Raw genomic sequence first — 14,832 nt, 5'->3', positions numbered from 1 at the left:
CCGCCCGTCGACAGCACACATCCACGACGGAGGGAAGTGACCCAGGTGGTCGTCGGGCCCCGAACCCACCGAGCCGTCGCGACACCCCACCCCGGGGACGCTCCGTGACGGCCGGCCTCACCGAGTCCACCGAGGTCCCGCCGGACAGCGAGTACGTCCGCCTCATGCCGGGGCTCTACGCCTACGCGGAGATGGACCCGGCCGATCCCCGGCGGAGTGCCCTGCGCGACGAACTCGTGCTCGGCTTCCTCCCCGTGGCCCGGCACCTCGCCAAGAAGCACAGCCGCGGCTACCCGGGCGGGCTCGACGACCTCGTGCAGGTCGCGACCGTCGGCCTCATCTCCGCGATCGACCGGTGGGACCCCGAGCGCGCGCAGGGCGAGTTCCTCGGCTATCTCATTCCCTGCGTGCGCGGGGAGATCCTGCGCTACTTCCGCGACCGCACCTGGAGCATGCGGGTGCCGCGGCGGCTCAAGGACCTCGGCGTGGCCGTCCGCCGGGCCACCGGGCCGCTGTCCCAGCAGCTCGGCCGGGCCCCGCGGCCCAGCGAGCTCGCCGCGCACCTCGGCGTACCGATCGAGGAGGTCATCGAGGCCCTCGACGCGCAGGCCAACCAGAGTGCGGGCTCGCTCGACGCCGTCGCGGGCGACGACGAGGGCGACACCCCGCTGGCCGACCGGCTCGGCGAGCTGGACCGCGAGCTCGACCTCGTCGAGTACCGCGACGCGCTCCGCCCGCTGCTGGACGGCCTCCCCGAGCGCGAGCGCACCATCCTCATGCTGCGGTTCTTCGGCGAGATGACGCAGACGCAGATCGCGGAGCGGGTCGGCATCTCCCAGATGCACGTCTCCCGGCTGCTCGCGCGCACCCTCGCCGAGCTCCGCCGCGGCCTGCTCGACGACCGACCGCCCGCACACGGCGAGCACGTGGGCGACGCGGGCCCGGCCGGCCGGGTCAGCCGCGCACCGGAGCCGCGACCGGCTCCAGCCGCGCGGTCTCGCCCCGGTGCAGCACCCGCAGCCCCGCCTGCAGCCCGCGGTCGTGCAGCTCCTGCGTGAAGTGGCTCAGCGGCGACCGGAACACGTCGTAGTCGTCGAAGTGCACGGGGATCGTGGTCCCGGGGCGGAACGCCTCGACCAGGTCCGCGCCCTGCCGGGCGTCCATGGTCACCAGGATCCCGGCGACCCGCGTCCCGCCCAGGTGCGCGACGAGGACGTCCGGCGGGCCGAAGCGCTCGTGGACGCGGTGCAGGAAGGGACGCATGAGCGTGTCGCCGGTCTGGTAGAGCCGCAGGACGGTGCGGCCCGCCCGCTCGAGCTCGAGCACGGAGCCCATGACCGGCGGGAGGGCGCGGTGCACCAGGGCGGGGCCGTGCTGCCCCGGCACCGCGGTCACGCGCAGCACCGCGTCGCCGCGGCTGGTCTCCCACGTCTCCCACGTGCGCAGCCCCGCCGCGGCGTGGAAGCCCTGGCGGGTGAGGCGGCGCTCGGCGTGCGGGGTCGTCACGATCGGCACGGCGGGCGGCAGCCCCTTCCGGGCGCGCCGGTCGAAGTGGTCCCCGTGCAGGTGGGACAGCACCACGGCGTCCAGCGGCGGGAGGTCCTGCGGCCCGAGCGCGGGTTCGGTGCGGCGCCTGCTCGTGAGGCCGTGACCCAGGTAGGCGCGCTCGCCGCGGTGCAGGAAGTTGGGGTCGGTGAGGACGGTGAAGGGGCCGAGGCGCTGCAGCGTCGTCGCGGTGCCGACGAAGGTCAGGGACGAGCCCTCGGGGTCGGCGGTCGGGTCCGGTCCAGCCATGCCGGGGCGGTACCCCGCCCGGACGCGGCCACTCCCCGACCGCGACCCGGCTCGGTCCGGGCATGTCGGGGGCCGGGCGGCGGGAGGTGTCTGACGGCGGGTGTCGACTGCGCCGTGCTCCCGGCGCCCGGCCCGGTGGGTGATCCGATCTCTTCCACGTGTCGTTTCGCTGTGTGGGTCCTCCTCTCGGCCGTCGGGAACGGTGAAGGATCGTCGACCGTCCGGTGCCCGATGGCGGCGGACCGTCCGGCCGGTTCGGGTGACGCCGTGGGCGGGCCTGGGCTGGGTTCCTGCCGGTCGGCGCCGGTCAGCGGGGCCCGGCGCCGCTCCCCGCGAGTTCGGCCCGGCGGGGCCGGTGCTCCCCGGTGAGCTCTCCCGGTTCGTCCGGGGCGACGACGCCGTCGAGCGCCGCGCGCGGTTCCACGCCGGAGAAGGCGGTGAAGCCGAAGCGGATCTCGCCGGCGCCGAGCGTGTGGTCGGGGTGCGGCACGTGCCGGACGCGCGAGGTGTCGGCGCGCACGACACCGGCCGCGTCCGCCGCGTCGAGCCGCGCCAGCAGGCGCGCGAGGGCGACCGGCGCGTCCGTGGGCGGCGCGGAGGTCTGCGCGAGGGTCCGGTGCAGCTGCTCGGTGCGCCAGCCCCCGGGGTCGCCGCTGCCCACCGGCACGGGGACGGACACCGTGAGGAGCCAGTGGGCCGACTTGCCCGACAGCTCGGGGGTCCGGTGCAGGGTGATCTCGGTGGCCTGGTCGGCCCGGACGAGGCTGCCGTCGAGCTGCTGCAGCCAGACGTTGGCGAGGCTCACATGGGGCTCCTGGGGATCGGTCGTCGGGGAGTCGACGGGGGAGGTCGCCGATCAGGGCATCGGCGGTCCGGACGGGAGCGGCGCGGCGGCCGGGGTGCAGGCGTAGGGGCACACCTGCACCCGGGCGGCGGCGCCCGCACGGGGCGGGGACCGCTCGTGCGCGGCCGGGTCGACGGCGGCGCTCCGGCCGACGTCGGCACGTGGTCTCATCGGGCTCACCTGCGTTCAGCTCCGAGGAGTGCCGGCCGGGCCCGGTGACCCGGCCGGACGGACGGTCAGGCGTCGATCTCGCGGCGCCCCGGATCGTTCGCGGTGGAGATGGAGATGGTACGCGGCTTGGCCCTCTCCGCGACAGGGATGCGCAGGGTCAGGACGCCGGAGTGGTAGTCGGCGTGGATGTGGTCGGTGTCGAGCGTGTCGCCGAGGAACAGCTGGCGCGAGTAGACGCCGAGGGGCCGCTCGGCCACCTGCATCTCGATGTGCTCGTCGCGCAGCGTCGGCCGGCGCTCGGCCTTGACGGTCAGGACGTTGCGCTCCACGGACAGCTCGATCGCGGACGGGTCGACGCCGGGGAGGTCGAACTCGACCACGAACTCCTCGCCGTGGCGGTAGGCGTCCATCGGCATGGCGGCGGGGCGGGACCACGTCCCGGCGGCCGTGCCGAGGGCCTGCTGGGCGAGACGGTCGAACTCACGGAACGGGTCCGTACGCATCAGCATCGCGGGTGCTCCTTCCTGCTCGACGATGTCGGCGATGCCGTTTCCCTCGGAACCTCCGGGCTCCGATCGGGATATCTGCATCTTGCACTACAGCTTTCGTGTGGCGCAAGAGCGTGCTTCTCTGGACCGTTCCAGAATCCGGCTCAGTCGATCCGCAGGGTGACGACCTCGCCCAGCCCCACCAGCTCGACGGCCTTGCGCACCGGCGAGTCCCCGGGCAGCACGATCTCGAGCTCGACCTGGAGCAGCTGCAGGCGGTTCGCGAGGGTGAACAGGGCCCGCAGCCCCGCGCTGTCGAGGTAGTCCAGGCCGCCCAGGTCGAGGACCACCGACCGGGCGCGGTTCGTGATCAGCTCCTGGACCCGCTGCTCGAAGGAGGTCGCGTTCTCCAGGTCGACCTCGCCGGCGACGGTGATCTCCAACCGGCCGGGCTCGGCCTCGCGGGCCACGACGCTCGCGTCCGTCACCGGTTCCTCCCCAGGGTCCTCTCCAGCACGACCCGGGTCCCGGTCGCGTCCCGCTCGACGTGGCACTCGTCGACGAGGCCGTGCATCAGGGTGGTCCCGCGGCCGCGGTTCACGCCGCGGGCCTCCCGCCAGGAGCCCGTGTCGCGGATCGTCGCGCTCACCCGGGGCCCGTGCATCTCGAGGTGCACCTCCAGCAGGCCGCCGCCCGGCCCGTAGGCGTGCTCCACGACGTTGGCGGACGCCTCCCCGATGGCCAGGACCAGGTCGGAGATCTCCTCCAGCGTCGCGCCGACCGAGGCGAGGTAGCTCCGCAGCGACTGCCGCACGCTGCGCAGCGACCGCGGCACCGCGGGCTCGACCAGCCGCAGCGGTGCCGTCCCGCTGTCGGCCGGGCGTGCGACGACGAGCAGGGCGACGTCGTCCGCGGAGGTCTCGCTGCCGATCAGCCGGCCCATGATCCGCACGCACACGTCCTCGGCCGCCGCCGGCCGCACCGCGTCCTTCAGCCGCTCCAGCCCCGCGTCGAGCGACTCGCGGCGGCGCTCCACCAGGCCGTCCGTGTACAGGACGAGGCAGGAGCCGACCGGCAGGGCCACGCTGCTGGTGCGCCGCCGCCGCGGCGGCGTCAGCCCGATGGGCGGGTCCGTCGGCACGTCCACCAGTTCGCCCCGGGCACCGTCCAGGGCCCGGACGGGCGGCGGGTGCCCGGCCGACGACACCCACGCCAGGCTCTGGTCGACCTCCACCACCGCGCACAGCACGGTGGCCATGACGTCCCGCTCGAAGTGCTGGACCTGCATGTCGAGCCGGCGCAGGAGCTCCCCCGGGTCCTCGGTCTGCAGGGCGTAGGCGCGCACGGCGCTGCGCAGCCGGCCCATCGCGACGGAGGCCTGCAGCCCGCGCCCCACGACGTCCCCCACCACGACGCACAGCCGGCCCGAGGGCAGGTCGAACACGTCGTACCAGTCCCCACCGATCTCGCCGCCCCCGCCGGGCACGTACCGCGCGGCGAGCTCCAGTCCCGGGACCGACGGCAGCTGCCCGGGCAGCAGGCTGCGTTGCAGGGCGGCCGCCGCCGACCGCTCGGCCTGGGTCATCTGCGCCCGGGTCGCCAGGGCCACCCGGTCCGCGGCGAGCTGGAGCAGCTCCGCGTCCTCCGCGGTGAACTCGCGCGGTCGCAGGGTGCCGACGTGCAGCACCCCGAGCACGTCCCCGCCGACCAGCAGCGGGACGCCGAGCAGGGAGCGGATGCCCTTCTCCCGCAGGATCGGGTTGAGCACGTTCGAGTGGTCGACCTCGTCGATGATCACGGCGTGCTTCTCCGCGGCGATCCGGCCGGCGAAGCCCCGACCGAGTGGGATCCGCACGCCCTGGCGGGTCTCCTCCTCCAGCCCCCGGGTCGCCGTGGCGACGAGGAACGTCCTCGACGGATCGAGGAGCAGCACCGCGACCGTGTCGACGTCGAGCAGGTCCCGGACGCGCTCGAGCACCTCGCCCAGCAGCGCGTCGACGCCGAGCCGGGCCAGCTCGGTGTCGGTGAGCGTCTGGATCCGGCGGAGCCGGTCACCGGTCGTCCGTCCGGTGTCCGCGTCCGCTGGGCTCTCGGCGGGGCGCACCATCGGAGTCTAGGCGCGGCGACCGCGGTCGCTCGGGGCGCCCGGCACGGGTCGGCGGTCGAGCGGGCGGGTCGCGGGGCCCTCCAGCACGGCCCCGTCGACGTCGAACCGGGAGCCGTGGCACGGGCAGTCCCAGCTGCGCTCGGCGCCGTTGAACCGCACCAGGCAGCCGAGATGGGTGCAGCGCACGGACACGGCGTGCAGCCCACCCTCGGGGTCACGGTAGACGCCGGTCCGGTCCGCGCCGGAGCGGACGATGCGGCCCTCACCCGCGGGGACCTCCGCCGCCGAGGCGGCCTCGCCGGGCCGCAGCCGGTCCCCGACCAGGTCGATCGCGACCTTCGCGTTCGTGCGGGCCAGGGTGGGCAACGCCCTCGGGCTGATCCGGTGCGGGGTGAGCACCGGCGAGCCCGGCCCGCCCGCGATCTGCTCCGCGAGCAGGGCCGCGGCCATGCTGCCGCCCGAGAGCCCCCACTTCGAGTAGCCGGCGGCGACGAAGACCCGGGAGGACACGGGGGTGTAGGTCCCGACCATCGGGGTGTGGTCGTAGGGCAGCGCGTCCTGCGCCGACCACCGGTGGGTGACCTGCTCGACCGTGACGTGGCGGCGCAGGAAGTCCTCGAGGACGCCGTAGCGGCCGGGGTCGACGCCGCGCTGCCCGGTCGGGTGGTCCTGGCCGCAGAGGATCACCTGGTCCCCGAGCGAGCGGAAGGACCAGCTCGGCGAGCCCGCGGTGATGGACATCGACCGCGGCGGGCCGCCCCGGATGCGCGCCGCGATGCAGTAGGCCCGCACCGCCTCCATCCGGGCGAAGAAGACCCCGCGGTCCCACACCGGGTAGTGCGTCGCGACGACGACCCGGTCGCCGGTCAGCGTCCCGCGCGTCGTCCCGACGCGGACCGGGTCCTCCTCGGCCAGCTCGACGGCGCGGGTGCGCTCGAACACCGCCGACCCGTTCCCGTGCACGGCCGCGGCGAGGCCCCGGGCGTACCGGACGGGGTGGAACTCGATCTGCTCCGGCATCCGGACCGCGCCCGCGACGCCGAACGGCAGGTCGGTCTCCTCGGTCCACTCCACCGGCAGGCCCGCCGCCCGCGCGGCCTCGAACTCCTTCTCCACCGACCGCAGCTCGGAACGGTCTGCGGCGACGGTGCACGCCTCCCGGCGGTGCAGGTCGCAGTCGATCCCCAGCTCCTCCGCGACGGCCGCCACCAGCTCGACCCCGCGCAGGCTGTGCTCGGCGTAGTAGGCCGCCGCCTCCGCGCCGCGCGCCGACCGGATCTGCGACAGCATCGTGCCCTGCAACGCCGTGACCTTGGCGGTGTTGTTGCCGGTGGCGCCGGAGGCCACCCGGTCGCCCTCCACGACGGCGACCCGCGCGCCGCGCTCCTTCAGCAGGTACGCCGTGGTCAGCCCGGTGATCCCGCCGCCGAGGACCAGCACGTCGAAGTGCCGCTCGGTGGTCGGTCCGGTGTAGCGGACGTCGGCGCGGTCGGTCAGCCAGGGCGAGCCGGTCTCGGTGGTGGTGGGCACGGGTCGGTCGACGTGCGGGTGATCGGCCACCCGGGTGATGTACCCGCACCCGCCCGTCCCAACCGGCAGCCTCCCCGGCCCGCCGGTGTCCGGCGCACCACGCCGGGTAGTGCCTCCTCGGCGACGGAGGGAGCACGGACATGGCGGCACCGACGACAGGGAGGGGCGCGGCCGGGGCGGTCGCGGCACGGGCCGCGCGGCGCAACGTCCTCGCGGGCGTCCTGCTGGGGCTCGGCGCGGTGGCGTTCCTCGACGAGGCCGTGTTCCACCAGCTCCTGCACTGGCACCACTTCTACGACCGGGCGAGCTCCGCGGCCGGGCTGGTCTCCGACGGGATCTTCCACGCCTTCAGCTGGTTCGCCACGGTCGCCGCCTGGTTCCTGATCGCCGCGCTGCGCCGGGACCGTGCGCTCCGGCCGGTGCGCGTGGCCGGCGGGGCGCTGGCCGGCGGCGGCGCCTTCCAGCTGTACGACGGGCTGGTCCAGCACAAGCTGCTGGGCCTGCACCAGATCCGCTACGTGCCGGACCTGCTGGTCTACGACGTGATGTGGAACGTCCTGGCCGTCGTCCTGCTCGTGGTGGGTCTGGTGCTGCTGGTCCGCACCCGCGAGCGGCGTGCATGAGCGGGCACGGCCTCGTGGGGCCGGTCCCCGTGGGCCTGCTCGCCGCCGTCGCCGCGGCCGGGTACCTGGCGGCGGTCCTCGGGCGCCCGTGGCCGGCGCGGCGGACGGCGAGCTGGCTCACCGGGGTCGCGGGCGCCGCGGTCGGCGCCCCGCTGACCGTCCACCCCGACCTGCGCGTGCACGTGGCCGGCCACCTCCTGCTCGGCATGCTCGCGCCGCTGCTCCTGGTGCGCGCGGCGCCGGTCACGCTCGCGCTCCGGACCCTGCCCGTGGCCCGGGCCCGGGGGCTGGCCCGGGCACTGCGCTCCGGCCCGGTCCGCGTGCTCACCCACCCCGTCGTCGCCGGCCTGCTCGACGTCGGCGGCCTGTGGGTGCTCCTCCGCACCGGCCTGCACGCCACCGGCGGCCCGGCCGCGCACGCCCTCGTCGCCGTCCACATGCTGGTGGCCGGGACGCTGTTCGCCGCCTCGCTGGTGAGCCCCGAGCCGGCGCCGCACCGGGCCCGCCTCGGCGTCCGCGCGGCGGTGCTCGTCGCAGCCGTGGCCGCGCACGACGTCCTCGCGAGGACGGTGTACGCCGACCCGCCGCCCGGGCTGCCCGCCGAGCAGGCCCGGGCGGGCGCGGAGCTGCTGTACTACGGCGGCCTGCCGGTGGAGCTGGCGCTGATGGTGCTGCTCGGCGCGGAGTGGTTCGCGCGGGACCGCCGCACCGTGCTCAGGCCGGCGCGAGCCGCCAGCTCATCGTGACGGTCGTGCCGTCCTCGCGGTGGACGGTGGCGGCGGCGTCGGCCAGGACCCCGATGAGCGGCCGGCCGCGCCCGCGCAGCGTCTCGTGCGGGTCCGGCGCCTTCCAGCGGCCCTCGTCGGTCACGACCACGGTCAGCTCGGCCGACCCGCACCGGGCCGAGACCTCCACCGGGCCGCCCTCCCCGTCCGGGTAGGCGTGCTCGGCGGAGTTCGCCATCGCCTCGTACGCGGCGAGCACCACGTCCTCCTGCCGCTCCTCCGGCAGCCCGGTCCCGGCCGCCCAGCGGGCCAGCGCCCGGCGCAGCCCCACCAGGCGGTCCGCCGTCGCCCAGATCCGGGCGTGGAAGTCGCCGTCGCCGGACGCCCCCGACGTCCGGTCCTCGCCGCCGCGGGTCCGTCTCACGCCGGTCCCGCTCCCGCGCGGTGCACGTAGATCAGGGCGACGTCGTCGTCGTGCGCGCCCCCGGTCAGCGCCTGGACGAGGCCGTCGCAGGCCTCGCCGGTGAGCGGGCGCGGCAGGCCGGCGACCGCCTCGAGCAGCCACTCGATGCCCTGTGTGACGTCCCGGCTGCGGCTCTCCACCAGTCCGTCCGTGTAGAGCAGCAGGTCGTCGCCTTCCCGGAACAACGCGGTGCGCTCCGGGAAGGTGGTGCCGACGCCCAGCGGCTGCGCCAGCGCCTCGCCGAGCTGCTCGATCGTGCCGTCGGCGCGGAGCAGCACGGCCGGAAGGTGCCCGGCGTTGGCGAAGACCAGGCCGTCGTCGGGGGTGTGGACGGCGTAGAAGCAGGTCACGAAGGTGGACTCGGCGAAGCTGTCGAGCAGCGCGGAGACGTGCCGCAGCACCTCGGAGGGCGGCAGTCCGAGCAGGGCGTAGGAGCGGATGGCGGTGCGGACCTGGCCCATCACGGTGGCGGCGGTGACCCCGTGCCCCACGACGTCGCCGATCACGAACGCGGTCGACCCGTCGACCAGCCGGATGACGTCGAACCAGTCGCCGCCGATCTTGGGCCCGGTGGCCGCGGGCAGGTACCGGGTGACCAGTTCCAGGCCGGGCACCGCGGGGGCCTCGGGCAGCATGCTGCGGGAGAGCTCGCGGGTGAAGTCGCGCTCGCGCTCGAACAGCCGCGCGTTGTCGAGCGCGATCGCCGAGTAGCCCGCGATGCCCTCGGCCACGTACTGGTGCCGGTCGGTGAACCGGCCGGGCTCCGGGTGGCCGAAGAAGAAGCCGCCGAGCACCTCGCCGCTGGTCGGGCTGATCACCGACACCGCCAGGTAGCTGCGCACGGGCAGGTGGCCCTCGGGCATGCCGTGGTACGGGGCGTTGCGGCCGAAGCGCGGGTCCGCGGTGATGTCGTCGCTGCGGACGGTGCCCCGGCCGTCGAAGGTCGGGGCGAAGACCTCGGTGTTGCGTGGCATCGGGAACCGGGCGAAGGCCTCCCGCGGCACCCCGGACAGCGTGTAGAGCGTGTAGGACTCGCCGAACTGGTTGACCAGGTTGTAGAAGAACGCGCCGAACGCCGCCCCGACGGCCGTGGTGGCCGCGTCCGTGGCCTCCTGCACGATCCGGTCGATGTCGAGCTGCGCGGTGAGCCGGCGGCCCACCGAGTGCAGCGCGTCGATCACCGCGGCCTCGGTGCGCAGGGCGTCGACGGCCCGGCGCAGGCCTCCCGTCGCCGCCGCGACGGCCCGGGCCGCGAGCAGGTGCGAACGGCCCACCGGGGCGCGGGTGACGAGGGCGACGGCGCCGTCGTGGCCCGCCGGGGCGGTGGCCGCGGTGGACGCGGTGGGGGACGCGGTGGGGGACGCGGTGGGGGACGCGGTGGGGGCCGCGGTGGGGGCCGCGCCGTTGCCGATCGGGTCGCCGCCGTGCCCGTCGAGGACGACGAGCGCCGCGGTCGCCCCCGGGAGCAGCGCGGCGAGCTGGGTGTCGTCGAGGACGAGGACGGCGGAGCCGTCGGTCGGGCGCAGGACGGCGGAGCCCTCGGTGTGCAGGCGGGCGAGTCGCTCGGGGGTCAGGGCCAGCCGCTCGACCGGCACGGGTCGCCCGTCCGGGCCGGTGAACGCCGAGGCCAGGGCGGTCAGCAGGGCGTCGGTCTCCGGGCCCTCGTCCTCCATCCGCGTCATCCCGCGGCGAGGGCGTCGTCGAGGGTGGGGTGGATGGCGAGCTCGTCCGTGAGTCGGGTCAGCTCGAGCGGGCGCAGGACGAGCCGCCCTGCGGCGACGACGCGGACCGGGACCTGCCCCTGCAGCTGCCGGTTGGCGCGGACGAGCTCGGCCATGCCGGCCGAGGCCAGGAAGCTCACCTCGGTCAGGTCGATCACGAGCAGCGCGGGGCGCAACCGCACGGCCCGCTCCACCGCCCGCTGCACCTTGGGGGCGAGCGAGAGGTCGAGGGCACCGCGCACCGCGAGCACGACGCCCTCCGGCACCTCCTCGAGGCCCACGGAGCCGGTCGGCTCGTCGTCGAACGGGCCCCCGACGACCCGCTCGGGTTCGGTCATGGCGGTCATCCTGCCGTGCGCCGCACAGGAGGGCGAGACCGGATCGGCCTGCACGGCGAACGGCACTTTCGCTCGGTCCTGGTGAGCGGGCGTGCCGTTCGCTCGTGCGTGTTCGGCACAGGGGCCGGGTTCGTCCCGCAGGCGGGTCGGTATGGGGCCGTTGCTCAGCGCGCGACGAGGCGACGCCCGGTGAGACGCGCGAGCGGGATGCTGATCGTGTGCCCGGTCCGGCTCGGGGGCCAGGGCGCGTGCAGGAGCCGGACCAGCCCGCCGAGCCGTGCGCGGTCGGTGACCTCGTAGGCCTCGCCGATGCCGAGCACGCTCCAGCCGGTGTGGTCGCCGGCGTCGATCCGGTCCACCTGGAAGGCGACGACCGCACCGCGGGTCGCGGCGACCAGCGTCGGTCCGCCCGCCGAGCGGAAGACGATCTCCTCGCCGTCGAGCACGTACGTCACCGGGTGGGCGGCGGGCATCGCACCCTCGGTGTAGATGACCCGCCCGAGGTCGGCGGTCGCGAGCAGCCGCAGGCATTCGGCCCGGTCGATCTCCACGAGATCGGCTCGGCCGTCCGACACGGCCGTGGAAGACTCCGACACGGGCGGAATTCTCGTTCCCGACCGATCGTACGGCAGGGGCCGAAAGCCCCTACTTGGTCTCGATCTTGAGTGACCGGGGTCACAGTCCGTGCCGGCGGTCCCCCGCCACCAGCGCCGCGACACGCTGCTCGGACGCTGCGCAGAAGGGATCGCGGAACGCGGCGACCGCGCGCCGGGTCTCGTCGCCGATCAGGTCGGCGTTGATCTGCGCCGCCGCCCAGGCACCACCGGCCGCGGCCGCGCCGACCTGCGCCGACGGGTCGGTGACGTTGCCCGCGGCCCACACCCCCGGGACGTCCGTCCGGCCGGTCGCGTCCGTGCGGAGGTGCTCCCCCGCCCCGCTCGGGTGCTCGACGGTCCGCAGCCCGAGCGACCCGAGGAAGCCCGCCCGCGCCACCATCCGGGACGCGACCGCCACCGCCTCGCGCGCCACGGTCCGGCCGTCGGCCAGGCGCAGCCCGACGAGCCGGTCGTCGACCACGACGAGGGACTCGACCGCCCCCTCGACGACGGTCACGCCCCGTGCCGCCAGCTGCTCCGCCGCCTCGCCCGCCGGCGGCGCCGAGGTGTGGGTGAAGAAGACGACGTCCGTGCTCCACTGCCGGAACAGCTGGACCTGGTGCAGCGACATCGGACCGCTCGCCAGCACACCGATGGCCTGGTCCCGGATCTCCCAGCCGTGGCAGTAGGGGCAGTGCACGACGTCGCGGCCCCACCGCTCCCGCAGCCCCCGGACGTCGGGCAGCTCGTCGACGAGCCCGGTCGTCACGAGCAGCCGGCGCGCCCGGGTGACCCGCCCGTCGCCGAGGACGACGCGGAACCCGTCGCCCTCGCGGGTCACGTCGGTGACCTCGCCCGGCACGATCCCGCCGCCGTAGCCGCGCACCTCCGCCCGGCCGCGCTCCAGCAGCTCCCCGGGCGGCATGCCCTCCCGCCCCAGCAGCCCGTGCACGCCGGACGCCGGCGCGTTCCGGGGCTCACCGCCGTCGATCACCACCACGGACCGCCGCGCCCGCGCGAGCATCAGCGCGCCGTTCAGGCCCGCCGCGCCCCCGCCGATCACCACCACGTCGTAGCCGCTTTCCAGATCCTCGGTCACCTCGACCACCTCCTGCCGCGACAGTGCGCGCAGCGGCAGAAGGTTGGCAAGTTCCCTTGCCAACCCGGCAAAAGGTTCGGATCGGCGCCCGGGCGCGAGGGCCACAGCCCCGCGAGTCGCGCTGTGAGCTCCCGCGAGTCGCGCTGTGAGCTCCCGCGAGTCGCGAGATCCAGCACCGTGAACCGCACGCTCCGGCTCGAAGTCGTGGGCTGCAGCGACGAGCCTCCCGACGCAGTCACGGGCTCTCGGGCCGTCGCCCGCTGGCGAACATGATGGACTCGAGTTCCCGCCGCGGCCGTCGCCGAGGAGGTCGGCCCGCGCCGCGCCGCCGAGCGCACGGTGAATGCTCACCGAGGCCGGCTCGATGCGATCACCCAGCCCCTCGGGCGTGGCGCGGGCCGTCGACGGGGTGCGCGAACGACCTCTCAGGTGTGACCCCCCGCTCGGACAGCTGTGTCGCGCCGCGTCAGGTGTGCCGACGCCACCCAGGCCTTCGAAGCGCGGCCAGCAGCCGATCGCCCGAAGCCCACAGCCCGACTCGCCGAAGCCCACAGCCCGACTCGCGGGGCCGGAACTGCCGACTCGCGGAGTGGAGTGGGGTGGGTCAGCCGGCTTCGGCGAGCGGGGACGGTGGGGCGGCGGAGAGGCGTTCGCCGGGGCAGCGCTGGGCGCGGAGGCGGCGCTGGTAGCGGTAGCGGTTGTGCGGGAAGGGACGGCCCCGCTCGTCGAGCACCTTCACCTGCCCGCAGCCGCCGCACCGGCCGTACCCGGCGGGCGACTGTCCGATGCTGCTCGAGGACTCCTCTTCCGGTGCCACCTGCGGGGACCCGCCCTCCTGACGCGCGGTGTCGTCGTGCAACGGGGACCGGCCCTCCTGACGCACGGTCTCGTCCTGCAGCGTCGCCTCAGGCATCGGCACCGTCCCCGTGGAGCGACTCGAGGGCGCGGAGGGTGGCCGGGTCGACGAGCGGGACGGCGGGCCGGTCGGTGCGTGCGGACGCGGTGGACGTCGCGGCGCGGGCCGGGGCGGTCGTGGTCGCCGGGGATGGGACCGAGTTCCGGTCTGCGGGCATGTCAACCTCCGATGAGGACGTGCGATGACCAGCGGGCGAGCGTCGACCGTCGCGCTCCTCCACCCGACGGTCGGAATATCTACATCGTGAACTACAGATATGGCGCTTCGCAAGGGGCAGATGGACGCAGGAACAGCACCGCAGCACCCGAGCGCACTCTCGATCCGCAACGCGCACACCACCTGCTCCGGGGCGCGTTGTGGAGCCATGACGCGCAGCACCATCCGCGCGCTCCCGGGGGAAGCGGGATCAGGACTCCCGCCCCACCCCGTTCCGCACGTCCAGCCGCTCCCGTTGCGGCACCACGACGTACTTCGGGTCCTTCGTGGACGCGACTCCGGCCTCGAACACCCCGAACCGCTGCAACGCGCTGCCGGCGAGGAGCGCGAGCCCGGAGGCAGCGGCGCCGGCCCGGCTGCGGTGGGCGACGAGCAGGGTCCCGGCCAGTCCCGCAGCCGTCAGCGCCTCGGACGCGCGCCGCAGCCGGCCGACGTGACCCTCCCGGTAGACCTCGCCCACCAACCCGAGCCGGTGCTCCATCACCCGCGACGCGACGAGCTCGCCCGCCGCCCCGGCGGCCGCGAACGCCCGCGCGGGGCCCGCCTCCGAGACCGGGGCGCAGATCATGCCGAAGCCGCCCCCGCTGGCCGCGGCGGACCCGACGAAGACGAACGGCAGCTCGTCGCGCACCTCGCTCCACCCGGGGACGGCCGTGTGCGACAAAAGGACCGCGGTGTAGGACGCCACCCCGGGCGCGGTCGCGGCCGCGCTCACCCCGAGCGGCCGCGCGAGCCGGTGCAGCAGCCGCGCCGGCCACGTGCGCCGCAACCGCGAGGGCACCACTTCGGACACCGCGGCCGCACCCGCGCCCGCGCCGAAGGCGCTGAGGATCCAGGTACCGACGCTCATCGGCGAGGTCGGCTTGAGCACCCGCAGCATGTGGTGGAACCGCTCCGGCCGGCCCAGGTCGGACACCAGGAAGTACAGGCTGGCCAGCAGCGCGCCCAGCGAGCCCAGCCGGGACGACCGGCGCAGCGTGGGCCGGTTCGTGAGGTCCGCGCCGGCCGCGACGACCGACGATCCCGCGGCCAGCCCGCCGCAGAACAGGTACGCGGCGATCTTCCACTCCCACACGGGCGCCTTGAGCACCGGTCGCCCGTAGTAGGAGCGGAACTCCGCCTCGGGGACGACGGTCGGCTCGCCGCCACCGCGTCCGCGCCGGCCCCGCCGGAGGCCCTGGAACATGTGCGCCGAGCGCGC

Annotated in this window: 18 protein-coding genes; 3 read left to right on the top strand and 15 right to left on the bottom strand. The window is 75.4% G+C overall.

Annotation, left to right across the window (positions count from 1 at the left end; genetic code table 11):
• Positions 1–104: 104 nt before the first annotated feature.
• Positions 105–1,058: a SigB/SigF/SigG family RNA polymerase sigma factor gene (locus tag ABD990_RS16475; RefSeq protein WP_345381400.1), complete on the top strand. Its 954-nt coding sequence runs from the start codon at positions 105–107 to the stop codon at positions 1,056–1,058.
• Here ABD990_RS16475 and ABD990_RS16470 read toward each other — a convergent pair.
• The 7 genes from ABD990_RS16470 to ABD990_RS16440 form a co-directional block, all read right to left on the bottom strand.
• On the bottom strand, positions 955–1,794 hold the full coding sequence (locus ABD990_RS16470) for an MBL fold metallo-hydrolase (protein WP_345381399.1): 840 nt from the start codon (positions 1,792–1,794) through the stop codon (positions 955–957). The genes ABD990_RS16475 and ABD990_RS16470 overlap by 104 nt on opposite strands.
• Positions 1,795–2,101: 307 nt before the next feature.
• Positions 2,102–2,599, bottom strand: coding sequence for a hypothetical protein (locus ABD990_RS16465; protein ID WP_345381398.1), 498 nt, complete (start codon positions 2,597–2,599; stop codon positions 2,102–2,104).
• 51 nt (positions 2,600–2,650) lie between these two features.
• A complete protein-coding gene (locus ABD990_RS16460) occupies positions 2,651–2,809 on the bottom strand; it encodes a hypothetical protein (protein WP_345381397.1) in 159 nt (52 codons plus the stop codon).
• A 65-nt stretch (positions 2,810–2,874) separates the two neighbouring features.
• Positions 2,875–3,318 carry an Hsp20/alpha crystallin family protein gene (locus ABD990_RS16455; RefSeq protein WP_345381396.1) on the bottom strand — a complete coding sequence of 148 codons (444 nt, stop codon included), beginning with the start codon at positions 3,316–3,318 and terminating at the stop codon, positions 2,875–2,877.
• A 143-nt stretch (positions 3,319–3,461) separates the two neighbouring features.
• Complete coding sequence (locus ABD990_RS16450; protein ID WP_345381395.1) at positions 3,462–3,785, bottom strand: STAS domain-containing protein; 324 nt, start codon at positions 3,783–3,785, stop codon at positions 3,462–3,464.
• Complete coding sequence (locus ABD990_RS16445) at positions 3,782–5,401, bottom strand: ATP-binding SpoIIE family protein phosphatase (protein ID WP_345381394.1); 1,620 nt, start codon at positions 5,399–5,401, stop codon at positions 3,782–3,784. Before ABD990_RS16445 ends, ABD990_RS16450 begins: the two co-directional genes overlap by 4 nt.
• Positions 5,402–5,410: 9 nt before the next feature.
• The gene (locus tag ABD990_RS16440; protein WP_345381393.1) at positions 5,411–6,934 is read right to left on the bottom strand and encodes an FAD-dependent oxidoreductase; all 1,524 of its coding nucleotides are present in this window, start codon (positions 6,932–6,934) and stop codon (positions 5,411–5,413) included.
• A gap of 140 nt (positions 6,935–7,074) precedes the next feature.
• Between ABD990_RS16440 and ABD990_RS16435 the strand changes: the two genes are divergently transcribed.
• Together ABD990_RS16435 and ABD990_RS16430 are read left to right on the top strand one after the other, a co-directional pair.
• Positions 7,075–7,557, top strand: a complete 483-nt coding sequence (locus ABD990_RS16435) for a DUF2243 domain-containing protein (RefSeq protein ID WP_345381392.1) — start codon at positions 7,075–7,077, stop codon at positions 7,555–7,557.
• Positions 7,554–8,303: a cytochrome c oxidase assembly protein gene (locus ABD990_RS16430; protein WP_345381391.1), complete on the top strand. Its 750-nt coding sequence runs from the start codon at positions 7,554–7,556 to the stop codon at positions 8,301–8,303. The genes ABD990_RS16435 and ABD990_RS16430 overlap by 4 nt, the downstream gene beginning before the upstream one ends.
• Here the strand turns inward: ABD990_RS16430 and ABD990_RS16425 are convergent.
• From ABD990_RS16425 to nrfD, 8 genes are all read right to left on the bottom strand, one after another.
• Complete coding sequence (locus ABD990_RS16425) at positions 8,272–8,706, bottom strand: ATP-binding protein (protein WP_345381390.1); 435 nt, start codon at positions 8,704–8,706, stop codon at positions 8,272–8,274. The genes ABD990_RS16430 and ABD990_RS16425 overlap by 32 nt on opposite strands.
• Positions 8,703–10,418 (bottom strand): PP2C family protein-serine/threonine phosphatase, encoded by a 1,716-nt coding sequence (locus ABD990_RS16420; RefSeq protein ID WP_345381389.1) that lies wholly within the window; start codon positions 10,416–10,418, stop codon positions 8,703–8,705. Before ABD990_RS16420 ends, ABD990_RS16425 begins: the two co-directional genes overlap by 4 nt.
• 5 nt (positions 10,419–10,423) lie before the next feature.
• Entirely contained in the window at positions 10,424–10,804 is a 381-nt protein-coding gene (locus tag ABD990_RS16415; protein WP_345381388.1) for an STAS domain-containing protein, read from the bottom strand.
• Between the two features lie 164 nt (positions 10,805–10,968).
• Positions 10,969–11,400 (bottom strand): pyridoxamine 5'-phosphate oxidase family protein, encoded by a 432-nt coding sequence (locus ABD990_RS16410; RefSeq protein WP_345381387.1) that lies wholly within the window; start codon positions 11,398–11,400, stop codon positions 10,969–10,971.
• Between the two features lie 79 nt (positions 11,401–11,479).
• Positions 11,480–12,499 (bottom strand): NAD(P)/FAD-dependent oxidoreductase, encoded by a 1,020-nt coding sequence (locus ABD990_RS16405; RefSeq protein WP_345381386.1) that lies wholly within the window; start codon positions 12,497–12,499, stop codon positions 11,480–11,482.
• A gap of 604 nt (positions 12,500–13,103) precedes the next feature.
• On the bottom strand, positions 13,104–13,412 hold the full coding sequence (locus ABD990_RS16400; RefSeq protein ID WP_345381385.1) for a hypothetical protein: 309 nt from the start codon (positions 13,410–13,412) through the stop codon (positions 13,104–13,106).
• Positions 13,405–13,572 (bottom strand): hypothetical protein, encoded by a 168-nt coding sequence (locus tag ABD990_RS16395; protein WP_345381384.1) that lies wholly within the window; start codon positions 13,570–13,572, stop codon positions 13,405–13,407. Before ABD990_RS16395 ends, ABD990_RS16400 begins: the two co-directional genes overlap by 8 nt.
• Before the next feature lie 249 nt (positions 13,573–13,821).
• On the bottom strand, positions 13,822–14,817 hold the full coding sequence (nrfD, locus tag ABD990_RS16390) for an NrfD/PsrC family molybdoenzyme membrane anchor subunit (RefSeq protein WP_345381529.1): 996 nt from the start codon (positions 14,815–14,817) through the stop codon (positions 13,822–13,824).
• Positions 14,818–14,832: the final 15 nt, after the last annotated feature.

The sequence above is a fragment of the Pseudonocardia yuanmonensis genome, from assembly GCF_039542425.1.
Taxonomy (GTDB): domain Bacteria; phylum Actinomycetota; class Actinomycetes; order Mycobacteriales; family Pseudonocardiaceae; genus Pseudonocardia; species Pseudonocardia yuanmonensis.
The sequence above is the reverse complement of the archived record's forward strand: the minus strand, read 5'-3'. Positions and strand labels throughout refer to the sequence as shown.